Consider the following 17,207-nt stretch of genomic DNA (forward strand, 5'->3'; position numbering starts at 1 on the left):
CGTCACCAGCAAACGTCCAACGATTCTTCGGCGAGTCGGGGCAAAACCGCGACATTTGGCGACATTCGACGCCCTGAGATGAAGACCAGAGCATCAGGACGGACCGTTTCAAACGCTTCCCCGGTGCCGCGCGTGTCTCAGCGAGGCGGCTTCCACTCTGAAAACTTGAGACCTCAAGCATTGAAGTGTCAACGAACGGGAGATTGTGACGCGCGGCGGGAAATCCTGTCATAATCCGTCATGTGTTCGGGCGCGACCTCAGACTGCCGCTCAGTCACCGAGGGCGAGCCGGGCCGCCCGGACGACGTCGGCATCGGTCACCAGATAGGCGGTCGGGTCTGCGCCGTCCGCGGCGCCCAGTGAGACGGCCTCCCCGCGAGCGGTCGAGACGACCTTCTTGGCGGAGAGGTGGACGGCGTCGAGCCCGGCCGAGCGCACGGCGGGAATGTCCGAGAGGGCCAGGCCGCCGCCCGCCATGATCTGGATCCGGCCCTCAACATGCCGGCGCATCTCCTGCAACCGCCCCAGCCCTGCCGAAACCGTCGCCTGCTGGCCGGAGGACAGCACCCGGGTGAAGCCCAGCTCCATCACCGTGTCCAGGGCGTGCCAGGCGTCCTGCACCTGGTCGATGGCCCGGTGCAGGGTCAGCTCGGCCTCCGCATTCACCTCCCGGGCGGCAGCGGACAGGCGGAGCAGAGCCGGGCTGTCGATCGTTCCGCCAGGAGTGAGGGCGCCGAGGACGACTCCCCGGGCACCTTGACTCATGAGAGAGCGGACCTCTCGTTCCATGAGACTCAGTTCCTCGTCGGAGTAGAGGAAATCGCCGGGCCGGCATCTGATGAGCGGGTGGACTTCGACCGCTCCCCCGGCAGCTTCCACGCCGGACTCCATGAGGCCCTGCGACGGGGTCAGCCCACCGAGTTCCAGTGCGGTGGTCAGTTCGACACGATCCGCGCCCTCCTGGGCGGCGATCGCCACCCCGCGGGACGAGGTGACGGCGATTTCGAGCAACATGCGTTTCCCCTGTATTTCCTGTTCAGCGGCCCAGCGGTCGTGCGCCGTGAGGTTCTGCGCCGAGGGCTCCCGGTGCCTGAATCAACGAGCGGGTGCGGGGCCGGAATTCCGGCCCCGGACCACACCCCGGCGTCATGGAAGCGATGCCACCCGCACGTCGCCGGGGCGGTTCCGCGAGTGCACGGTCACTCTCCGGCCCCGACGGCTGCGGGCTCTTCCTCGTCCTCCACGCCTCCCGCGAACTGCGACATGTAGAGGCGGTAGTACGCACCCTCGCTCGCGAGGAGCTGCGCGTGGTTGCCCTGCTCCACGATCCGCCCGTCCTCCATCACCAGGATGGTGTCAGCATCCCGGATCGTGGAGAGCCGGTGCGCGATGACGAAGCTGGTCCGGTCCGTCCGCAGAGCAGCCATGGCCTTCTGCAGCAGCAGCTCGGTCCGGGTGTCGACGGAGCTGGTGGCTTCGTCGAGGATCAGCAGGGACGGGTCCGAGACGAAAGCCCGGGCGATGGTGATGAGCTGCTTCTCACCCGCGGAGACGTTGTTGCCCTCCTCGTCGATCACTGTTTCGTAGCCGTCCGGGAGCGCCCTCACGAAGCGGTCCACGAAGGTGGCCTTCGCGGCGGCCATGATCTGTTCCTCGGTGGCATCCAGGTTTCCGTAGCGGATGTTCTCGTAGATGGTGCCTCCGAAGAGCCACGCATCCTGGAGCACCATGCCGATCTTGGACCGGAGTTCAGCCCGGCTGAGGTGCGTGATGTCCACACCGTCCAGCGTGATCCGTCCCGAGTTCAGCTCGTAGAACCGCATGACCAGGTTGACCAGCGTGGTCTTGCCCGCGCCGGTCGGACCCACGATCGCCACGGTGTGGCCGGGTTCGGCAGTGAACGAGAGATCCTCGATGAGCGGCTTGTCCGCGGTGTAGCTGAAGGTGACGTTCTGGAACTCCACGTGTCCGTCGGTCTTCGCGGGAAGGTGCTCGGTGGCGGTCTCCTCGTCCTGCTCGTCGGCGTCGAGGAACTCGAACACGCGCTCCGCGGACGCGACCCCGGACTGGAGCATGTTCGCCATGCCGGCGATCTGTCCCAGGGGCTGGCTGAACTCGCGGGAGTACTGGATGAACGCGGTGGCGTCACCCAGCGACATCTGACCCGCGGCGACCCGCAGGCCGCCCACCACGGCGATACCCACATAGCTCAGGTAGGAGATGAACTGCATGACCGGGAAGATCATGCCGGACACGAACTGGGCGCCGAAGGCCGCCTTGTTCAGGGACTCGTTCTTCTCTTCGAAGCGGTCGAGCACGTCCTGCTCGCGCCCGAAGATCCGTACCAGGTCGTGACCGGAGAAGGACTCCTCGATCTGGCCGTTGAGTTCACCGGTGTTCTTCCACTGCGCTGCGAACAGCTTCTGGCTCCGGCTGCCGATGACTCCGGCCGCGATGCCTGACAGCGGCAGAGCGATCAGGGCGATCAGCGCGAGCTGCCAGGAGACCACGAACATCATGACCGCGATGCCGAGCACCGTCAGCACGGACGAGACCAGCTGGGAGAACGCCTGCTGGAGGCCCTGCTGCACGTTGTCCACGTCGTTCGTCACGCGCGACAGGATGTCGCCGCGCTGACGGGTGTCGAAGTAGTTCAGCGGCAGGCGGTTGAGCTTCGCCTCCGTGTCGTCACGCAGTCGGCGCACCACCTTCATGACGATCCGGTTCAGAATGTAACCCTGAGCCCAGAGGAACAGATTGGCCGCGAAGTACATGAGCAGGACCGAGGCGATCAGGAAACTCAGCTGCTGGAAGTCGATGCCCTGGCCCGGGACCAGGTCCATCTTGGACACCATGTCCGCGAAGTTGTTCTGGCCCGACGCCCGGAGACCCTGGACCACCTGCTCCTTGGTGGCGTCCGCCGGCAGATTCTTGCCGACCACACCGGCGAAGATGACGTCCATCGCCTTGCCGAGCACCTTGGGGGCGATCACGTTGAGGACCACCGAGATGATCACCAGCACCACCACGAACCAGACGCCACCGGCCTCGGGCTTCAGGAGCCCGAAGAGACGCTTGGCGCTCGGCCAGAAGTTCTTCGCCTTCTTGGCCGGGACATCGCCGAACATGCCGCCGTCGGCCTCGGTGGGCTGATACTCCTGCTCCTCGATGCCGTCGTCCGCGACGTCGACTGCGGAAGCCGCCGTCGTCTCCTCCGGCTCGGTTCCGCCCTTGCCGCGCTTGCCGCGACCTGCGAACTTGCTGTCGCCGCTCATGCTGCCTCCTCGGCACTCAGCTGGGATTCAACGATCTCCTGGTACGTGGGACTGGAGACCAGGAGCTCCTGATGGGTGCCCCGGTCCACGATCCGGCCATTGTCCAGGACCAGGATCTGATCCGCATCCGTGATGGTGGACACCCGCTGCGCCACGATGATCACCGTGGCATCGGTCGTCTGTTTCTTGAGCGCTGCACGGAGCCTGGCGTCCGTGGTCACGTCCAGGGCCGAGAACGAATCGTCGAACACGTACACCTTCGGGCGGCTCACGAGCGCCCGTGCGATGCACAGGCGCTGACGCTGTCCGCCGGACACGTTGGTGCCGCCCTGCGCGATCCTCGAGTCCAGCCCCTTGCTCTTGGCCTGCACGAAGTCTTCGCCCTGGGCGACCCGCAAGGCGTCCCAGAGTTCGTCGTCGTCGGCCTCGGTGCGGCCGAACCGCAGGTTGTCCCCGATTGTCCCGGAGAACAGATACGGCTTCTGCGGCACCATGCTCACGCGGCGGGTGATCTCGTGACGTGCCAGGTCCGGAACGGGCACGCCATCCAGGATCACTTCTCCGGAGGCGACGTCGTAGAGGCGCGAGAGCAGCGAGACCAGGGTGGTCTTGCCGGCTCCGGTGGAACCGATGATGGCCAGCGTCTGGCCGGGTTCGGCGGTGAAGGAGATGTCACTCAGGACAGGCTCCTCGGCTCCGGGGTAGGCGAATGTCACGTCACGGAATTCGACGCGTCCCGCCAGTTCCGCCGGCTGCCGGGGGTTGCTCGGCTCGGTCATCGACGGCTCGACATCCAGAACCTCGCCGATGCGGTCGGCACAGACCGACGCACGCGGGATCATCATGGCCATGAAGGTGCCCATCATGACGGCCATGAGGATCTGCAGAAGGTAAGACAGGAATGCGGTGAGCGAACCCACCTGCATGACGCCCTGGTCCACACGCTGTCCGCCGAACCACAGCACTGCGGCCGTGGAGAGGTGGAGGATCATGCCGATGGCCGGGAACATCAGGACGAACAGCGCGCCGATCTTGAGGGAGACATTGGTCAGGTCCTGATTGGCGACGCCGAACCGGTCCTTCTCGAAAGGCTCGCGGACGAAGGCCCGGACCACGCGGATGCCGATGATCTGCTCACGCAGCACACCGTTGATGCGGTCGATCTTGCCCTGCATCCCCCGGAAGAGCGGCATGAGGCGGACCACCAGGTAGCCGACCACGGCCACCAGGACGGGAACCGAGACCCAGACCAGCCAGGAGAGGCTGATGTCCTCTTTGAGGGCCATGATGATGCCGCCGACACACATGATCGGCGTGGACACCATGAAGTTCAGGCCCATCAGGACCACCATCTGGATCTGCTGCACGTCATTGGTGCCGCGGGTGATCAGCGTGGGGGCGCCGAACTTGTTGACGTCCTTGGCGGAGAAGCTGGTCACCTTGCGGAAGATTCCCCGGCGCAGATCGCGTCCGATCGCCATGGAGGCCTTTGAACCGAAGTAGACGCCGAGGATGGCGCAGATGACCTGGATGAAGGCGACCATCAGCATCACGCTGCCGGTGCGCCAGATGTAATCGGTATCGCCCTTGGAGACACCCTGGTCGATGATCTGGGCGTTCAGGCTGGGAAGGTAGAGGGCTGCGATGGTGGAGCCCAATTGGAAGATGAGCACAGCCAGGATCTGGCCGAGGTAAGGCTTTGAGTAGCGCTTGATGAGCGTCAGGAGCATGGAATCCAGCCTAGTGAACAGGGTCTGACAAAAAAGGGGAAAAACAGCGAGATCATCCTTCAGGAGGACGGTTTTGCGGGTCGGAATGCCAACAATCCGCCTGGAGGATACTCCTGCCGCGGACGGACGGGCCGGAGGGCCTGCGCCCCGATCGGCGACGGGGAGTGGACGGAGCCCGAAGGCCCGGCTGGTTGCGGTAGGCAACCATATCATGGGGTGTCATCCTGGGAACATGCCTCCAGGCTATGCTTTCCGGCGCTCCGGGACCAGGGTGCGAAGCAGTTCTTGCAGAAAACCGACCATCCCCTTTAAACGCAGAAGCGCCCCGGTTTCCCGGGGCGCTTCTGGATGACACTGCACGGACAGGGCTTCAAGGAGACCCCGCCACGCACCGCCCGACGCGGTTCACGGCGTCGGGCGTTCGCTGATCAGTTCAGCGATCAGGCGTTGAAACCCGCCGGACGGTGATCCGACTGGCCGAGCGCCTGGGCGGCGTAGCCGTTCGGGGCGCCGAAGCGGTCGCCTTCGACGGCGGAGTCCGCCATCAGGGTGACGAGCTCGTACGCCACGTGGCTGCCGGACACGCCGGTGATCTCCGCGTGGTCGTACGCCGGAGCGATTTCCACGACGTCGGCCCCCACCAGGTTCATGCCGCGGAAGCCGCGGATGATCTCGAGAAGCTCACGGCTGGTGATGCCGCCCGCTTCAGGAGTTCCGGTGCCCGGTGCGTGCGCCGGGTCCAGGACGTCGATGTCGATGGAGATGTAGAGCGGGCGGCGGCCGATCCGGTCGCGGATCTTCTCGACCGTCTCGAGGACGCCCTGGTAGTAGACGTCCGCAGAGGTGACGATGCCGAAGCCGAAGCGGTGGTCGTCGTCGAGGTCCTTCTTGCCGTAGAGCGGGCCGCGGGTGCCGACGTGGCTGATCGCCTCGGTGTCCAGGATGCCTTCCTCGACGGCCCGGCGGAACGGGGTTCCGTGGGTGTACTCGGCGCCGAAGTAGGTGTCCCAGGTGTCCAGGTGGGCATCGAAGTGCAGCATGGCGACAGGCTCGCCGGCCCGTTCGGCGGCGGCGCGCAGCAGCGGCAGGGCGATGGTGTGGTCGCCACCGAGGGTGACGAGCTTGCTGCCGTTGGCCGTCAGGTCCAGCGCGTTCTGCTGGATGGTCTCGATGGCCTCGTTGATGTTGAAGGGGTTGACCGCCATGTCGCCGGCGTCAGCCACCTGCACGTTCTCGAACGGGCTGACGTCCCAGGCCGGGTTGTATGGGCGGAGCAGGCGGCTGGCCTCACGAACGTGATTGGCGCCGAAACGCGCCCCGGGCCGGTAGGAGACGCCCGTGTCGAAGGGGACGCCGACCACGGTGACGTCGGCCTTCTCCACCTGATCCAGCCGCGGGAGGCGGGCGAACGTCGCAGCCCCTGCATAGCGCGGGATCCGGGAGGAGTCGATGGGACCCAGGTTGCCATTGGCTTCGATGCGGAGCTCTTCCATATCCGTCCTTCACTCTCCATTGAACGGCCCCGGCGGGGGCGAGTCTGTGATCACCATCATAAGGACATTGTTTTCTTTTATGCAACAGCTGTTTACTTAACATCGGCGGTCGCGGACCGCGCAGAGCCGGCCCGCCGCCGTCGTCCGTACAGCTCGCACTCCCCGCCAGGACGGGCGTAAAGGATTCATAAAGATCAGCCGCCGAGGCTCGAGTGCGGGCCTAGCGTGAAAGCGTCCACAGCGAACGGTTCCACCATCACAGGAGATCTCGTGACCACGCTCACCCGCGTACCCGCGGATCCTTCCGAACCCCGCAAGCGCACCACGCTGCGGGAATGGCTGATGGCGGAGACCGCCGAAGGCGCTGGAAAGCAGACCGGCCCCCACGGCCTGGCCGACCAGCACCACCGGAAGACCTGGTGGCAAGTGATGTGCCTGACCGGCGTCGATTACTTCTCCACCCTGGGTTACCAACCGGCGATCGCCGCACTCGCTGCAGGACTGCTCTCCCCCCTGGCCACCGTCATCCTCGTGGTGGTCACCCTGGCCGGCGCACTCCCCGTGTACCGGCGAGTGGCGAAGGAGAGCCCTCGCGGTGAGGGCTCCATCGCCATGCTTGAGCGCCTCCTCCCCCGTTGGGGCGGCAAACTCGTGGTGCTTGCGCTCCTCGGGTTTGCCGCCACCGACTTCATGATCACCATGACGCTGTCCGCGGCCGACGCCTCCGCGCACCTCACCCATAATCCGTTCGCCCCCGACTTCCTGCACGGCCAGGAACTCGTGATCACCCTGGCGCTCCTCGCCGGGCTCGGCGTCGTGTTCCTGCGCGGCTTCTCCGAGGCCATCAAGGTCGCGGTGTTCCTGGTAGCAGCCTTCCTGGCGCTGAACCTCGTGGTGGTGCTCGTCTCCCTGCTGCACGTCTTCACATCACCGGTCCTGGTCGGCGACTGGTGGACCGCACTCAATCAGCAGCACGGCAATCCCGTCATGATGGTGGCCCTGGCCGTCCTGGTCTTCCCGAAGCTGGCCCTGGGCCTTTCCGGTTTCGAGACCGGCGTCGCCGTCATGCCGCAGATCCGCGGCGCACAGGGCGACACCGAGGAGAATCCCGCGGGCAGGATCCGCGGCGCCCACAAGCTGCTGACGACCAGCGCGATCATCATGTCGGCGTTCCTGGTCACAAGTTCCCTCTCCACCGTCGTCCTCATCCCGGCCCAGGAGTTCCAGCCGGGCGGGAAGGCGAACGGACGCGCCCTCGCATTCCTGGCGCACCAGTATCTCGGCGACGGCTTCGGCACCGTCTATGACGTCGCCACCATCGCGATCCTCTGGTTCGCCGGCGCCTCGGCCATGGCGGGGCTCCTGAACCTCGTCCCCCGCTACCTGCCGCGCTACGGGATGGCGCCGGCCTGGGCCCGCGCCATCCGCCCCCTGGTGCTCGTCTTCACCGTGGTCGCCTTCGTCATCACCGTGATCTTCGACGCCGACGTCGACGCCCAGGGCGGCGCCTACGCCACCGGCGTCCTGGTGCTGATCACCTCGGCCTCCGTGGCCGTGACGCTCGCCGCCCGCGACGCCGGACAGAAGAAGACCATGATGGCCTTCGGTCTGGTGGCCACGGTCTTCGTCTACACGACGATCGCGAACATGGTCGAACGGCCCGACGGCATCAAGATCGCCGCGGTCTTCATCCTCGGCATCCTGGTGGTGAGTTTCGCGTCCCGGGTCAGGCGGTCCTTCGAGCTCCGGGCCACCACCATCAAGCTGGACGAACAGGCCCTGCAGTTCCTGGCTTCGGAGGAGGAGGGACACATCAGGCTCATCGCCCATGAGCCCAAGTCCACGGAAGCCCAGCGCTACATCACGAAGTTCAAGCACGCGCAGCTGGCGAGCCACCTGCCCGGCACCGACGCCATGTTCATCGAGGTGGTGGTGGAGGACAGCTCCGACTTCGAGGAGGAGCTGCTGGTCCAGGGCCGGATCCGCCACGGATACCGTGTCCTGGAGGTCCACAGTGGCAACGTCCCGAACACGCTGGCCGCCGTCCTGCTGCACTTGCGCGACGTCACGGGCCTCATGCCGCACATCTACTTCCGATGGACCGAGGGCAACCCGATCTCCAACCTCCTGAAGTACCTCTTCTTCGGTGAAGGCGAGATCGCCCCCGTGACCCGCGAGGTCCTGCGCGAGGCCGAGCCCGACATCACCCGGAGGCCCTGGGTCCACGTGGGGTGAGGGTGGGGGCCTGAGAGCCCTTGTCTCCTTCGCCCGCTGAGTCCGCTATCCAGGTGGTGAATCCGCTACATCTGATAGCGAATTCACCACCTGAATAGCGGACTCAGGCTGCCAGGAGGCCTATCTTCCACAGACGGGTACGCTTCCTCGTCCACATCGCGTAGGTCACCCATCGCCTGTGACTCGTTCGCGGCAGAGCGTTGTCCTATGGACCAACACCTGATGACCTTGCTTCCCCACGATGACGGGCCCTGGCTGGCCTCCGAACTCGACATCCGGGGAATCAGCAAAGACGCACGACGACGGCTGCTCACGACCGGAGCGATCCTCCGGGCCCGGAAGGGTGTCTTCGTTCGTCCCTCAGACACGCGTCAACGCTCGGCGGCTGAACGCGCAGATGTCCGGCTGGCGGCCCACGTCAGACTCACCCAGGGCAAGCTCAATCCGGCGTATCTTTACAGTCACACTTCAGCCGCCCGGCTCCACGGACTCGTCTTCCTACGGGACTCTGCGTTGATCCACGTCTCGTGCCACAGCAAGCCGTGCGCTCAGCGTCTAGGGACAGGTGTCCGCGCCCATTTCATTCCGGTTCCGGAGCACGATCGCCTGATGCTCCACGGGGTTCCTGTCACCAGCCTCGAACGCACGGTCATCGACTGCGCACGGATCCTTCCCGTTGAGGACGCACTGGTATTGGCGGACCAGGCACTTGTGCTCGGAGCGGACCGCCGGGTCATGTTCGAAAGGCTGAAAGGAATGGTCGGCTACCGCGGCGTGATAAATGCGCGGCAGGTTGTGGAACTGGCCGATCCACGCAGCGAGTCGGTGGCCGAGTCCCGTGCGCGGCTGCTGTTTCACCAGGAGAACATCCCCGCGCCAGTTCCGCAGTGGAAGGTCATGACACACTTGGGTCAGCGATACCTCGACTTCGCCTGGCCGGAGGAGATGGTGGCCGCAGAGTTCGACGGGATGGTCAAGTACTTCGGGGACAAGCCCACGGACCGAGCCCTCTACGAAGAACGCCTCCGGGAACGCCACCTCATGGAGCTCGGTTGGCGCTTCGTCAGACTGACATGGTCGGATCTGGAAAACCCTTTTGAAGTCCGCCGGAGGATCAAGGCTGCTCTCCGGCCCCACACTGCGTCACGTGGCGGCCCAAACCGGCTGAGTCCGCTATCGGAGTGGTGAATCCGCCATCAGATGTAGCGGACTCACGGGCTGAATAGCGGACTCAGCGAAGTAAGGCGCGGCGGACTAGGCAACGCCCCCCAAACGCCCCTACGCCGCGGCGGCCGGGACCAGGACCCAGAGGACCTCGACTTCCTCGTCCGTCGGGTTCAGCCAGGTGTGCGGTTCGCGTCCGGGGAAACTGAGAGTGTCGCCGGCGGACAGCTCGTAGCGCTCGTTGGACAGGATCAGCACGATCCGGCCCTTGACCACGTGCAGCACGTCCACATCGCAGTCCACCGAGTACAGCTCCGACTCCCCCTTGCCTCCGGGCGCGATGATGCCCTTGAGCACCTGCACCCGCCGCTCCGATCGCGCGGTGAGCAGCGTCTCCACGATGCCGTCGCCGCCGAAGGAGATCTTGGGCGCTTCGGCGGCACGGGTCAGGGCCACATCGGTCGCCGCGAACAGGTCCCCGATGTCCACGGACAGCACCTGGCACAGCGTCACCAGCGAGGCGACGGACGGAGACGTCAGATCACGTTCCACCCGGGACAGGAAACCCTTGGTCAGGCCGGTCACCTCGGCCACCTGTTCGATGGTCATGCGCTGGGCCTTGCGGGCCGCGCGGATCCGCGAACCGATGTTGATCGGCGCATTGCTCGGCTCGATGGGGAGGGCTTTCATGATGGCCTTTCATTCGCGGGCGCCGCTCGAGGGGTGGGAGTCCACGAGTTGGGCACGGAAGTGTTCCCGGTCACGTTGGGCAGCTTCTGCAAGCGAGTTTAGTACCAGGGATCAAGTTATGCCTGCACCTCAACTTCGCGCCGCCGTCGCCCGTATCCTCCCAACTCACCACGACGTCACACGGAGTCTGCGAGCGCACCGTCCCGGCGGCACGGCGTCGTCGGTCCGCTACAGTGGAGACAGCTTCACGAGAGGTGGCGCCAAGCTCCGACTGGCCACCCGCCAACCCCATGTTCACGGGTGGCTCGGATGCAGAAGCGGCCCCGTTCTCCTGGCGGGGCAAGAGCACACGCAAGGATACTCAATGTCCGTCACCGTACTCCCCGCCGTCGACCTCCGGAGTGGCCGGGTCACCCTCTTCCTCCGCGGACGCAGCCACCTGTACTTCTGCGCACAGCCTCACCAGCTGATCGACGCCCTCACCCGGGCCGTCCGGTCCCCCGTCTGGGGCGACGACGGCGTGCTGACGGTCCGTGTGGCGGTCACGGGAGAGCGCGCCGGACGGGAGCTCCGCTTCACCCTGCAGCCACTCCCCCTTTTGCGGTCCACCGAAACCCGAAGCGTCGGTGAACCGTCCGAAAATCCGCGGAATTTCGCGCTACAGTGAGGGCTGCGCAATGGGGCGCCACCTCCGACCACCTCTCAGGAGCAGGATCCCATGAACACCCCTCAGGCCTCGCCCGCCGACATCCGGCGCTGGCAGCAGTACCTCGCCGACGAACGCGCGGAGGCCTCCGTCTACCGCGATCTGGCCGCCCGTCGCGACGGTGAGGAGAAGGCCATCCTCCTCGCCCTCGCCGAAGCCGAGGGCCGCCACGAAGCCCACTGGCTCGCCCTGCTGGGCGATCAGGCGGACAAGTCCCGCCACGCCTCCCTCAACAGCCGGTTCCTGGGGTTCCTGGCCCGGAACTTCGGCTCCGTGTTCGTGCTGGCGCTCGCTCAGCGTGCCGAAGGCCGGTCCCCCTATGCGACCGATCCCCACGCGACCCCGGCCATGGCGGCCGATGAACAGATTCATGAGGAGGTGGTGCGCGGTCTCGCCACCCGAGGCCGTGCCCGACTCTCCGGAACATTCCGAGCAGCGGTGTTCGGCGCGAACGACGGCCTGGTCAGCAACCTCTCCCTGGTCATGGGCATGGCGGCCACCGGCGTCGACAGCCAGGTGGTCCTCTTCAGCGGTGTGGCAGGGCTCCTGGCCGGTGCACTCTCGATGGGCGCCGGAGAATACGTCTCGGTCCGTTCTCAGCGCGAGCTGCTGGAGGCCAGCCGTCCCACGCAGATCACGCTCGACGCCGCCCCTCGCCTCGACCTGGAGCACAACGAACTGGTCCTGGTCTACCTGGCCCGCGGGATGAGCCGTGAGGCGGCGGAGCACCGGGCCGCAGAGCGGATGGGCCGTTTCAGCTGCGACTGTGACCCGAGCCTGTCACTGCAGCCGGAAGCCCCCGAGACCACGAACGATCACGAGGAGATCGGCACGGCCTGGGGCGCCGCGTCCTCCAGTTTCTGCTTCTTCGCCTCCGGCGCCCTGATCCCGATCCTGCCGTTCCTCTTCGGCATGAGCGGCTTCGGCGCCCTGGCCCTGGCCGTCGTCCTGGTGGGCCTGGTCCTGCTCGGCACCGGCGCAGTGGTCGGGCTGCTGTCCGGCACTTCTCCGCTCAGCCGCGCGCTGCGCCAGCTGCTGATCGGGCTCGGGGCGGCCGGAGCGACCTATGCGCTGGGCCTCCTCTTCGGGGCCACCATCGGCTGATCCCCCAGCCCGCCCGACGACGACGCACCCTCCGCCGGCCCACAGGCGGAGGGTGCGTCTTTGCCCACAGACGGATCGCCCCCGCCCTGAGCCTTCCGGCCTCTGCGTAGAGTTACCTGCGGGAGGAATGCATGAACAACATGACCGGGGTCATCCTGGAGAACATCACGACGGTGCTCGCGATCGTCTTCGCTCTGGCGGCCGCGGTGAGCACCTGGCGGGACCGCCGCCGAATGCGGAACGGGGTGTTCCTGCTTCTCGCCCTGGGCTTCGCGCTGCTGAGCCTGGGCCGGAACGACGACACTCTGTGGCTGCCCGTGGTCTTCGCGTTGCTCGCCATCCTCGCAGTGCCGGTCCTCGGCGTGTTCCTGGTGGTCAACGGCGTGGTGATGCTGCGACGGGAGGGACGATCGATCGCGAATCTCCTCTCGCTGGCCGTGGGCCTTCTCGTACTCCTCGCGCCGTTCCTCTCGGGCCTGCTCGCCCGGCTGTCCGGCGGTCCTGAGGCCCCGATCTGGGTGAGCATGCTCCCGTTCCTGCTGTTCATGCTGGTTGCGTATGTGGGCTTCGTCTTCTGCGCTTTCCTGCTGTACTCGTTCATCTATGCGCGCACCACCAGCCGGAAGCATCCGGACTACGTGATCGTCCTGGGCTCCGGGCTCATCGACGGCAAGGTCCCGCCCTTGCTCGCCGGGCGGCTCGACAAGGCCGTCCAGATCCACCGCAACGCTCCCGAGGGCTCACGCCCGGTGCTCATCCCCAGTGGCGGTCAGGGGCCGGATGAGCCCCGGAGCGAGGGGGAGGCGATGGCCGAGCACCTGCTGGACGCGGGCGTTCCTTCCACCAATGTCATCGCCGAGACGCAGGCCCGGACCACGATGGAGAACCTCGAGTTCTCCAGAGCTCTCATGGAGAAACCGGACCCGGTCATCACCGTCACGACCAGCAGCTACCACGTCTTCCGGACCGCGATGTACACCCGCCGGGCCGGGATGAAAGCAGTGGTCCGTGGTTCGAAGACCGCGGCCTACTTCGTTCCCAGCGCCTTTCTGCGCGAGTTCGTGGCGGTGTTCCTGCAGTACAAGTGGATCAACTTCGGGGTCTGCGCGGCGATCGTTCTCGGGTGCCTCGCGCTGCTGTGGGAGTCCTACCGCTGGTCATGACGTCTCCCGCAAGCTGCGGAAGCGTGAATCCCGCAGCGCGTCGATGCAGTCCGTCAGGAACTTCTCCACGACGTCGAGCTCCTCGTCGTCGAAGGACCGTGCGACGACGGTCAGGGCCTCGGCCTGAACCTCGAGGATCGAGTGGACCACCGTCCGAGCACGTTCAGTGGGATGCAGGATGTTGAAGCGCCGGTCCCGGTCGTCGGGTTGGCGGATCAGGTACCCGGCCTTCTCCAGACGCGCGACCAGGGTGGTGGTGGAGGCCGAGGAGAGCCCCAGATGTCTTTCGATCCGGCTCGCAGTGACCTGCCGGATGCCGGACTCGGCGAGAAGGTACCGCAACGCGGCGAGATCGGTGGAGTTCACGCCGAGTTCCTCGCGGAGGCCCTCACGGGCCTGCTCCACGACGACGGTGAGCTCACGGAGATGATGAAGGGCGGAAAGCGCCTGATCATGATGGTCGCTTTCCTGCCAGCGCTTGTCGATCAATTCGAGCGCCATCGAAATTCAACCTTTTCGAGTGGGGTGTTACGGACCCGCCGATCCGGGGACACATCGAACGCGCCCGGGGCCGGTGGGGCGGCGCGGAGGCCGGATGCTCACGCTCCCTGCCTCCGCGGACGGGCGGGAATCTCTTCCCGCCGGCGATCCGCCGGAGCCGGCACACTCACGATGGTGTGGGTCGATGCCGGCCCCGACGGCACCAGGTCATTTACCTTTGGTCACTTAAATCTCGGTCACTTGCCCTTGAAGGCGTCCTTGACGTCCTCGCCGGCCTGCTTGACATCACCCTTGGCCTGCTGAAGCTTGCCTTCAGCCTCCAGCTTGTGATTGTCCGTCGCCTCGCCGATGGCTTCCTTGGCCTTGCCGACCGCCTGATCGGCGGCGTTCTTGACCTTGTCCGTGAAACTCATGATGCTCGTCCTTTCCATTGGTGAAGAAGAAGAAACAGTTCAGTGTTCAGATCAGCGCCCGGTCAGTTTCCGGGCACCGGAACCGTCAGGCCCGGCTCTTGCGGGTCACGGCTCCCCAGACGACCAGGACCAGTACGGCGCCGCCGATCGCGAGCAGCCAGGATCCCAGGGACCAGAAGCTGTTGACGCCCTCGTGGAACAGGGCCGATCCGATCCAGCCGCCGACCAGGGCTCCGACGACGCCCAGGATGAGCGTCGAAAGCCAACCGCCTCCATGCTCACCCGGCGTGATGGCCTTGGCGATGGCGCCTGCGATCAGGCCCAGAATGATCCAACCGAGAAATCCCATGATGTCCTCCTCAAATAGTGCTGAACAGTGTGTCGGTGAAGTTTGTCAGGCGGTGACCAGGGCGGGCTGGGAACCCGAATGGCGATCCGCGCGAAGCGCGTCAGGCGTGGCTTCGACGGCGAAGCGGACGTGACGCTGAACGAAGCTCGCGTCGAGCAGGTTCTCCATGTCCGGAATGAGCCGCTCCTCCACCAGGGCCATCACGGCCACGGGATCGGCGGTATCGGTCATCGTGTAGACGGCGTGCAATACGAGTCCGTCCGGATCCTCCTCGACCCGGACACTCGCATCGGCAAGCGCAGGGTGCGCCTTCGCCGCATTGACAGAGGCCCTGGCAACCAGGCTCTGATAGCTTTCCATCTCGCTCTCCCGAATTCTCCACAACGTGCAAGCCAAGAAATGCAACCGCCCAGGGGCGGGGGAACCGCGATCCTCCGCCCCCTCCCGGCGACGGAATGGATCATGCGCATCACGCTAACACATAGCTCGCTTGTCTAGCTAGTCGTCATTTCAACTCAGGCCTCCACCCCAGAACCCAAGAGAAGACCCCGATTTCCTGCCGCCGTCGTCGCATTCCCATTAGATAGCTAGACTTCCTACCTCACTCATGCCTGCAGCGCAGCCTCACCGGCCCGCAGATCGCACAGGCCCGGGAGACGAGGAAAGCCGCCCCGGTCACAGACCGGGGCGGCTTTCCTGGGTGAACTTCAGGACCGGGTTCAGCGCCAGGAAGCAGGGCGCAGGACACCCGGCACCAGGCGCGAACTCAGCATCGGAGTCAGTGGGCGGAGACCTCTGCTCCTTCTTCGGCGCCCGCGCCCGCCAGTCGGGCGTTCCACGCCTCGATGACCTTGGCGTCAGTGGGAGGAGTCAGGAAGGACACCACGATGTAGACCACCGCCGACGAGATCAGGCCGTAGTAGATCGGTTCGTTGGCGTAGACGCCATCGAGCGGAACCTTGGCGTTGATCTCGAGAATGATCATGGTGCCGAGGGTCACCACGGTGCCGACGGCCATGGAGATCGCGGCGCCCATGCCGGTGCCGCGCTTCCAGACGAGGCCGCCCAGGATCGCGACCAGCAGACCGCCCACCAGGATGTCGTAGGCGATGGTGAGCGCCGCCACCACGTCCTTGACCAGGATGGCGAGGATGATCGCCACCACGCCGAGCCCCAGGACCCAGAGACGGTTCTCCTTGACGTCCTCTTCCGGGTTCTTGTCGTGCTCCACCGGGACGTTGCGGCCGAACCAGCTCGCCACGAAGGGGGCGACGTCAGTGCGGGCCACCGTCGCAGCGGCGATGAGCGCTCCGGATGCGGTGGACATCATGGCCGCCACGGCGGCGGCGAGCACCAGACCACCGATCGCGACCGGGAGGATGTGGGTGGCGACCTCAGCGTAGACCACGTCCTTGCCGAGGTTCTTCACGTCGATGTTGGGCAGCGCCACATGGGCGGCCATGCCGATGATCGCACCGGCCAGACCGTAAAGGATGCAGTAGACACCGGCGGTGGCGCCGCCCCAGCGGGCCACGCCCGGGGTCTTCGCGGTGAACACGCGCTGCCAGATGTCCTGACCGATCAGCAGGCCCAGGGTGTACACCACGAAGTACGTGATGATGGTCTGGACCCCGATGCCGTCCCACTGGAAGAACGAGGCGTCCACGCGCTGCTTGATGCCGTCCCAGCCACCGGCCGCGCCGAGGGCGAAGGGCAGCATGAGGAAGAAGACGCCGATCGTCTTGATGAAGAACTGGACCTGGTCGGCGAGAGTGATGGACCACATGCCGCCGATGGTGGAGTAGACCAGCACGATCGCACCGCCGACGGCGATGGCCACCCAGCGTTCCCAGCCGAAGAGCACCACGAAGATGGTGGCGTACGCACTGGTGGAGGTGGCGCAGAGCATCAGAGTGTAGGCCAGCATCACGATGCCGGAGGTCTGTGTGGCACGGGTCCCGTACCGCAGGGTCAGCATCTGAGACACCGTGTAGATCTTCAGCTTCTGGATCATGCCCGCGAACAGCAGGCTGAGCAGCAGGACGCCGACGCCGATCGCCACCACGAGCCACATGCCGGAGATGCCGAACTTGTACCCGAGGCCGACGCCGCCGACCGTGGAGGCGCCGCCGAGGACCACGGCAGCCATCGTGCCGGTGTACAGGAGGGGGCCGAGGCGCCGGCCCGCCACCAGGAAATCGCTGTTGTTCTTGGTCCGGGACTTGCCCCAGAATCCGAAGGCCAGCATGGCCGCGAGGTAGAGGATCACGATCCCCGAATTGATGATGTTTCCGTCCATGGTGAACCTTACTCAAAGGGTGGTGCGCTGGGTCACGACCGCGCGTGACGACTGACACAAGGGTAAGTTTCGCCCTCAGCAAAAG

The 17,207-nt window shown here is 65.7% G+C and carries 15 protein-coding genes and 1 riboswitch; of the genes, 5 read left to right on the forward strand and 10 right to left on the reverse strand.

Annotation, left to right across the window (positions count from 1 at the left end; genetic code table 11):
- Positions 1-270 precede the first annotated feature (270 nt).
- The 4 genes from AB4Y75_RS09860 to speB all read right to left on the reverse strand — a co-directional run bounded on the left by AB4Y75_RS09860 (position 271) and on the right by speB (position 6,498).
- Positions 271-1,014, reverse strand: a complete 744-nt coding sequence (locus AB4Y75_RS09860; RefSeq protein WP_441435686.1) for a copper homeostasis protein CutC — start codon at positions 1,012-1,014, stop codon at positions 271-273.
- Between the two features lie 185 nt (positions 1,015-1,199).
- Positions 1,200-3,128: an ABC transporter ATP-binding protein gene (locus AB4Y75_RS09865; RefSeq protein ID WP_441435782.1), complete on the reverse strand. Its 1,929-nt coding sequence runs from the start codon at positions 3,126-3,128 to the stop codon at positions 1,200-1,202.
- A gap of 143 nt (positions 3,129-3,271) precedes the next feature.
- Positions 3,272-5,005 (reverse strand): ABC transporter ATP-binding protein, encoded by a 1,734-nt coding sequence (locus tag AB4Y75_RS09870; RefSeq protein ID WP_441435687.1) that lies wholly within the window; start codon positions 5,003-5,005, stop codon positions 3,272-3,274.
- 440 nt (positions 5,006-5,445) lie between these two features.
- The gene (gene speB / locus AB4Y75_RS09875; protein ID WP_441435688.1) at positions 5,446-6,498 is read right to left on the reverse strand and encodes an agmatinase; all 1,053 of its coding nucleotides are present in this window, start codon (positions 6,496-6,498) and stop codon (positions 5,446-5,448) included.
- A 270-nt stretch (positions 6,499-6,768) separates the two neighbouring features.
- On the opposite strand from speB, the gene AB4Y75_RS09880 reads away from it, so the two are divergent.
- Positions 6,769-8,733: an amino acid transporter gene (locus AB4Y75_RS09880; RefSeq protein ID WP_441435689.1), complete on the forward strand. Its 1,965-nt coding sequence runs from the start codon at positions 6,769-6,771 to the stop codon at positions 8,731-8,733.
- 207 nt (positions 8,734-8,940) lie between these two features.
- Complete coding sequence (locus tag AB4Y75_RS09885; RefSeq protein WP_441435690.1) at positions 8,941-9,921, forward strand: type IV toxin-antitoxin system AbiEi family antitoxin domain-containing protein; 981 nt, start codon at positions 8,941-8,943, stop codon at positions 9,919-9,921.
- 90 nt (positions 9,922-10,011) lie between these two features.
- Here AB4Y75_RS09885 and AB4Y75_RS09890 read toward each other — a convergent pair whose 3' ends face one another.
- Positions 10,012-10,587, reverse strand: a complete 576-nt coding sequence (locus AB4Y75_RS09890) for a helix-turn-helix domain-containing protein (protein WP_441435691.1) — start codon at positions 10,585-10,587, stop codon at positions 10,012-10,014.
- Between the two features lie 243 nt (positions 10,588-10,830).
- Positions 10,831-10,939, forward strand: a riboswitch (SAM riboswitch).
- A gap of 12 nt (positions 10,940-10,951) precedes the next feature.
- Here AB4Y75_RS09890 and AB4Y75_RS09895 point away from each other — a divergent pair.
- The 3 genes from AB4Y75_RS09895 (at position 10,952) to AB4Y75_RS09905 (ending at position 13,560) form a co-directional block, all read left to right on the forward strand.
- The gene (locus AB4Y75_RS09895) at positions 10,952-11,254 is read left to right on the forward strand and encodes a hypothetical protein (RefSeq protein ID WP_441435692.1); all 303 of its coding nucleotides are present in this window, start codon (positions 10,952-10,954) and stop codon (positions 11,252-11,254) included.
- A gap of 51 nt (positions 11,255-11,305) precedes the next feature.
- Positions 11,306-12,397, forward strand: coding sequence for a VIT1/CCC1 transporter family protein (locus AB4Y75_RS09900; protein WP_441435693.1), 1,092 nt, complete (start codon positions 11,306-11,308; stop codon positions 12,395-12,397).
- A gap of 131 nt (positions 12,398-12,528) precedes the next feature.
- Positions 12,529-13,560, forward strand: a complete 1,032-nt coding sequence (locus AB4Y75_RS09905) for a YdcF family protein (protein ID WP_441435694.1) — start codon at positions 12,529-12,531, stop codon at positions 13,558-13,560.
- On the opposite strand, the gene AB4Y75_RS09910 is transcribed toward AB4Y75_RS09905, so the two are convergent.
- The 5 genes from AB4Y75_RS09910 to AB4Y75_RS09930 form a co-directional block, all read right to left on the reverse strand.
- A complete protein-coding gene (locus tag AB4Y75_RS09910) occupies positions 13,555-14,061 on the reverse strand; it encodes a MarR family winged helix-turn-helix transcriptional regulator (RefSeq protein WP_441435695.1) in 507 nt (168 codons plus the stop codon). The genes AB4Y75_RS09905 and AB4Y75_RS09910 overlap by 6 nt on opposite strands.
- Before the next feature lie 236 nt (positions 14,062-14,297).
- On the reverse strand, positions 14,298-14,474 hold the full coding sequence (locus AB4Y75_RS09915) for a CsbD family protein (protein WP_441435696.1): 177 nt from the start codon (positions 14,472-14,474) through the stop codon (positions 14,298-14,300).
- An 85-nt stretch (positions 14,475-14,559) separates the two neighbouring features.
- Entirely contained in the window at positions 14,560-14,823 is a 264-nt protein-coding gene (locus tag AB4Y75_RS09920; protein ID WP_441435697.1) for a GlsB/YeaQ/YmgE family stress response membrane protein, read from the reverse strand.
- 45 nt (positions 14,824-14,868) lie between these two features.
- On the reverse strand, positions 14,869-15,183 hold the full coding sequence (locus AB4Y75_RS09925) for a hypothetical protein (RefSeq protein ID WP_441435698.1): 315 nt from the start codon (positions 15,181-15,183) through the stop codon (positions 14,869-14,871).
- A gap of 418 nt (positions 15,184-15,601) precedes the next feature.
- Entirely contained in the window at positions 15,602-17,122 is a 1,521-nt protein-coding gene (locus AB4Y75_RS09930) for a sodium:solute symporter (protein WP_441435699.1), read from the reverse strand.
- Positions 17,123-17,207: the final 85 nt, after the last annotated feature.

The sequence above is a fragment of the Arthrobacter sp. RAF14 genome, from assembly GCF_052114185.1.
Classification (GTDB): Bacteria; Actinomycetota; Actinomycetes; order Actinomycetales; family Micrococcaceae; genus Arthrobacter_E.

Bases quoted from the DNA above. Each gene is read 5' to 3' on its own strand.
- AB4Y75_RS09865 (WP_441435782.1), bottom strand. From the start codon at position 3,128: ATGTTCGGCGATGTCCCGGCCAAGAAGGCGAAGAACTTCTGGCCGAGC.
- AB4Y75_RS09905 (WP_441435694.1), top strand. From the start codon at position 12,529: ATGAACAACATGACCGGGGTCATCCTGGAGAACATCACGACGGTGCTC.
- AB4Y75_RS09860 (WP_441435686.1), bottom strand. From the start codon at position 1,014: ATGTTGCTCGAAATCGCCGTCACCTCGTCCCGCGGGGTGGCGATCGCC.
- AB4Y75_RS09930 (WP_441435699.1), bottom strand. From the start codon at position 17,122: ATGGACGGAAACATCATCAATTCGGGGATCGTGATCCTCTACCTCGCG.
- AB4Y75_RS09910 (WP_441435695.1), bottom strand. From the start codon at position 14,061: ATGGCGCTCGAATTGATCGACAAGCGCTGGCAGGAAAGCGACCATCAT.
- AB4Y75_RS09890 (WP_441435691.1), bottom strand. From the start codon at position 10,587: ATGAAAGCCCTCCCCATCGAGCCGAGCAATGCGCCGATCAACATCGGT.
- AB4Y75_RS09900 (WP_441435693.1), top strand. From the start codon at position 11,306: ATGAACACCCCTCAGGCCTCGCCCGCCGACATCCGGCGCTGGCAGCAG.
- AB4Y75_RS09915 (WP_441435696.1), bottom strand. From the start codon at position 14,474: ATGAGTTTCACGGACAAGGTCAAGAACGCCGCCGATCAGGCGGTCGGC.
- speB (WP_441435688.1), bottom strand. From the start codon at position 6,498: ATGGAAGAGCTCCGCATCGAAGCCAATGGCAACCTGGGTCCCATCGAC.
- AB4Y75_RS09870 (WP_441435687.1), bottom strand. From the start codon at position 5,005: ATGCTCCTGACGCTCATCAAGCGCTACTCAAAGCCTTACCTCGGCCAG.
- AB4Y75_RS09925 (WP_441435698.1), bottom strand. From the start codon at position 15,183: ATGGAAAGCTATCAGAGCCTGGTTGCCAGGGCCTCTGTCAATGCGGCG.
- AB4Y75_RS09895 (WP_441435692.1), top strand. From the start codon at position 10,952: ATGTCCGTCACCGTACTCCCCGCCGTCGACCTCCGGAGTGGCCGGGTC.
- AB4Y75_RS09885 (WP_441435690.1), top strand. From the start codon at position 8,941: ATGGACCAACACCTGATGACCTTGCTTCCCCACGATGACGGGCCCTGG.
- AB4Y75_RS09920 (WP_441435697.1), bottom strand. From the start codon at position 14,823: ATGGGATTTCTCGGTTGGATCATTCTGGGCCTGATCGCAGGCGCCATC.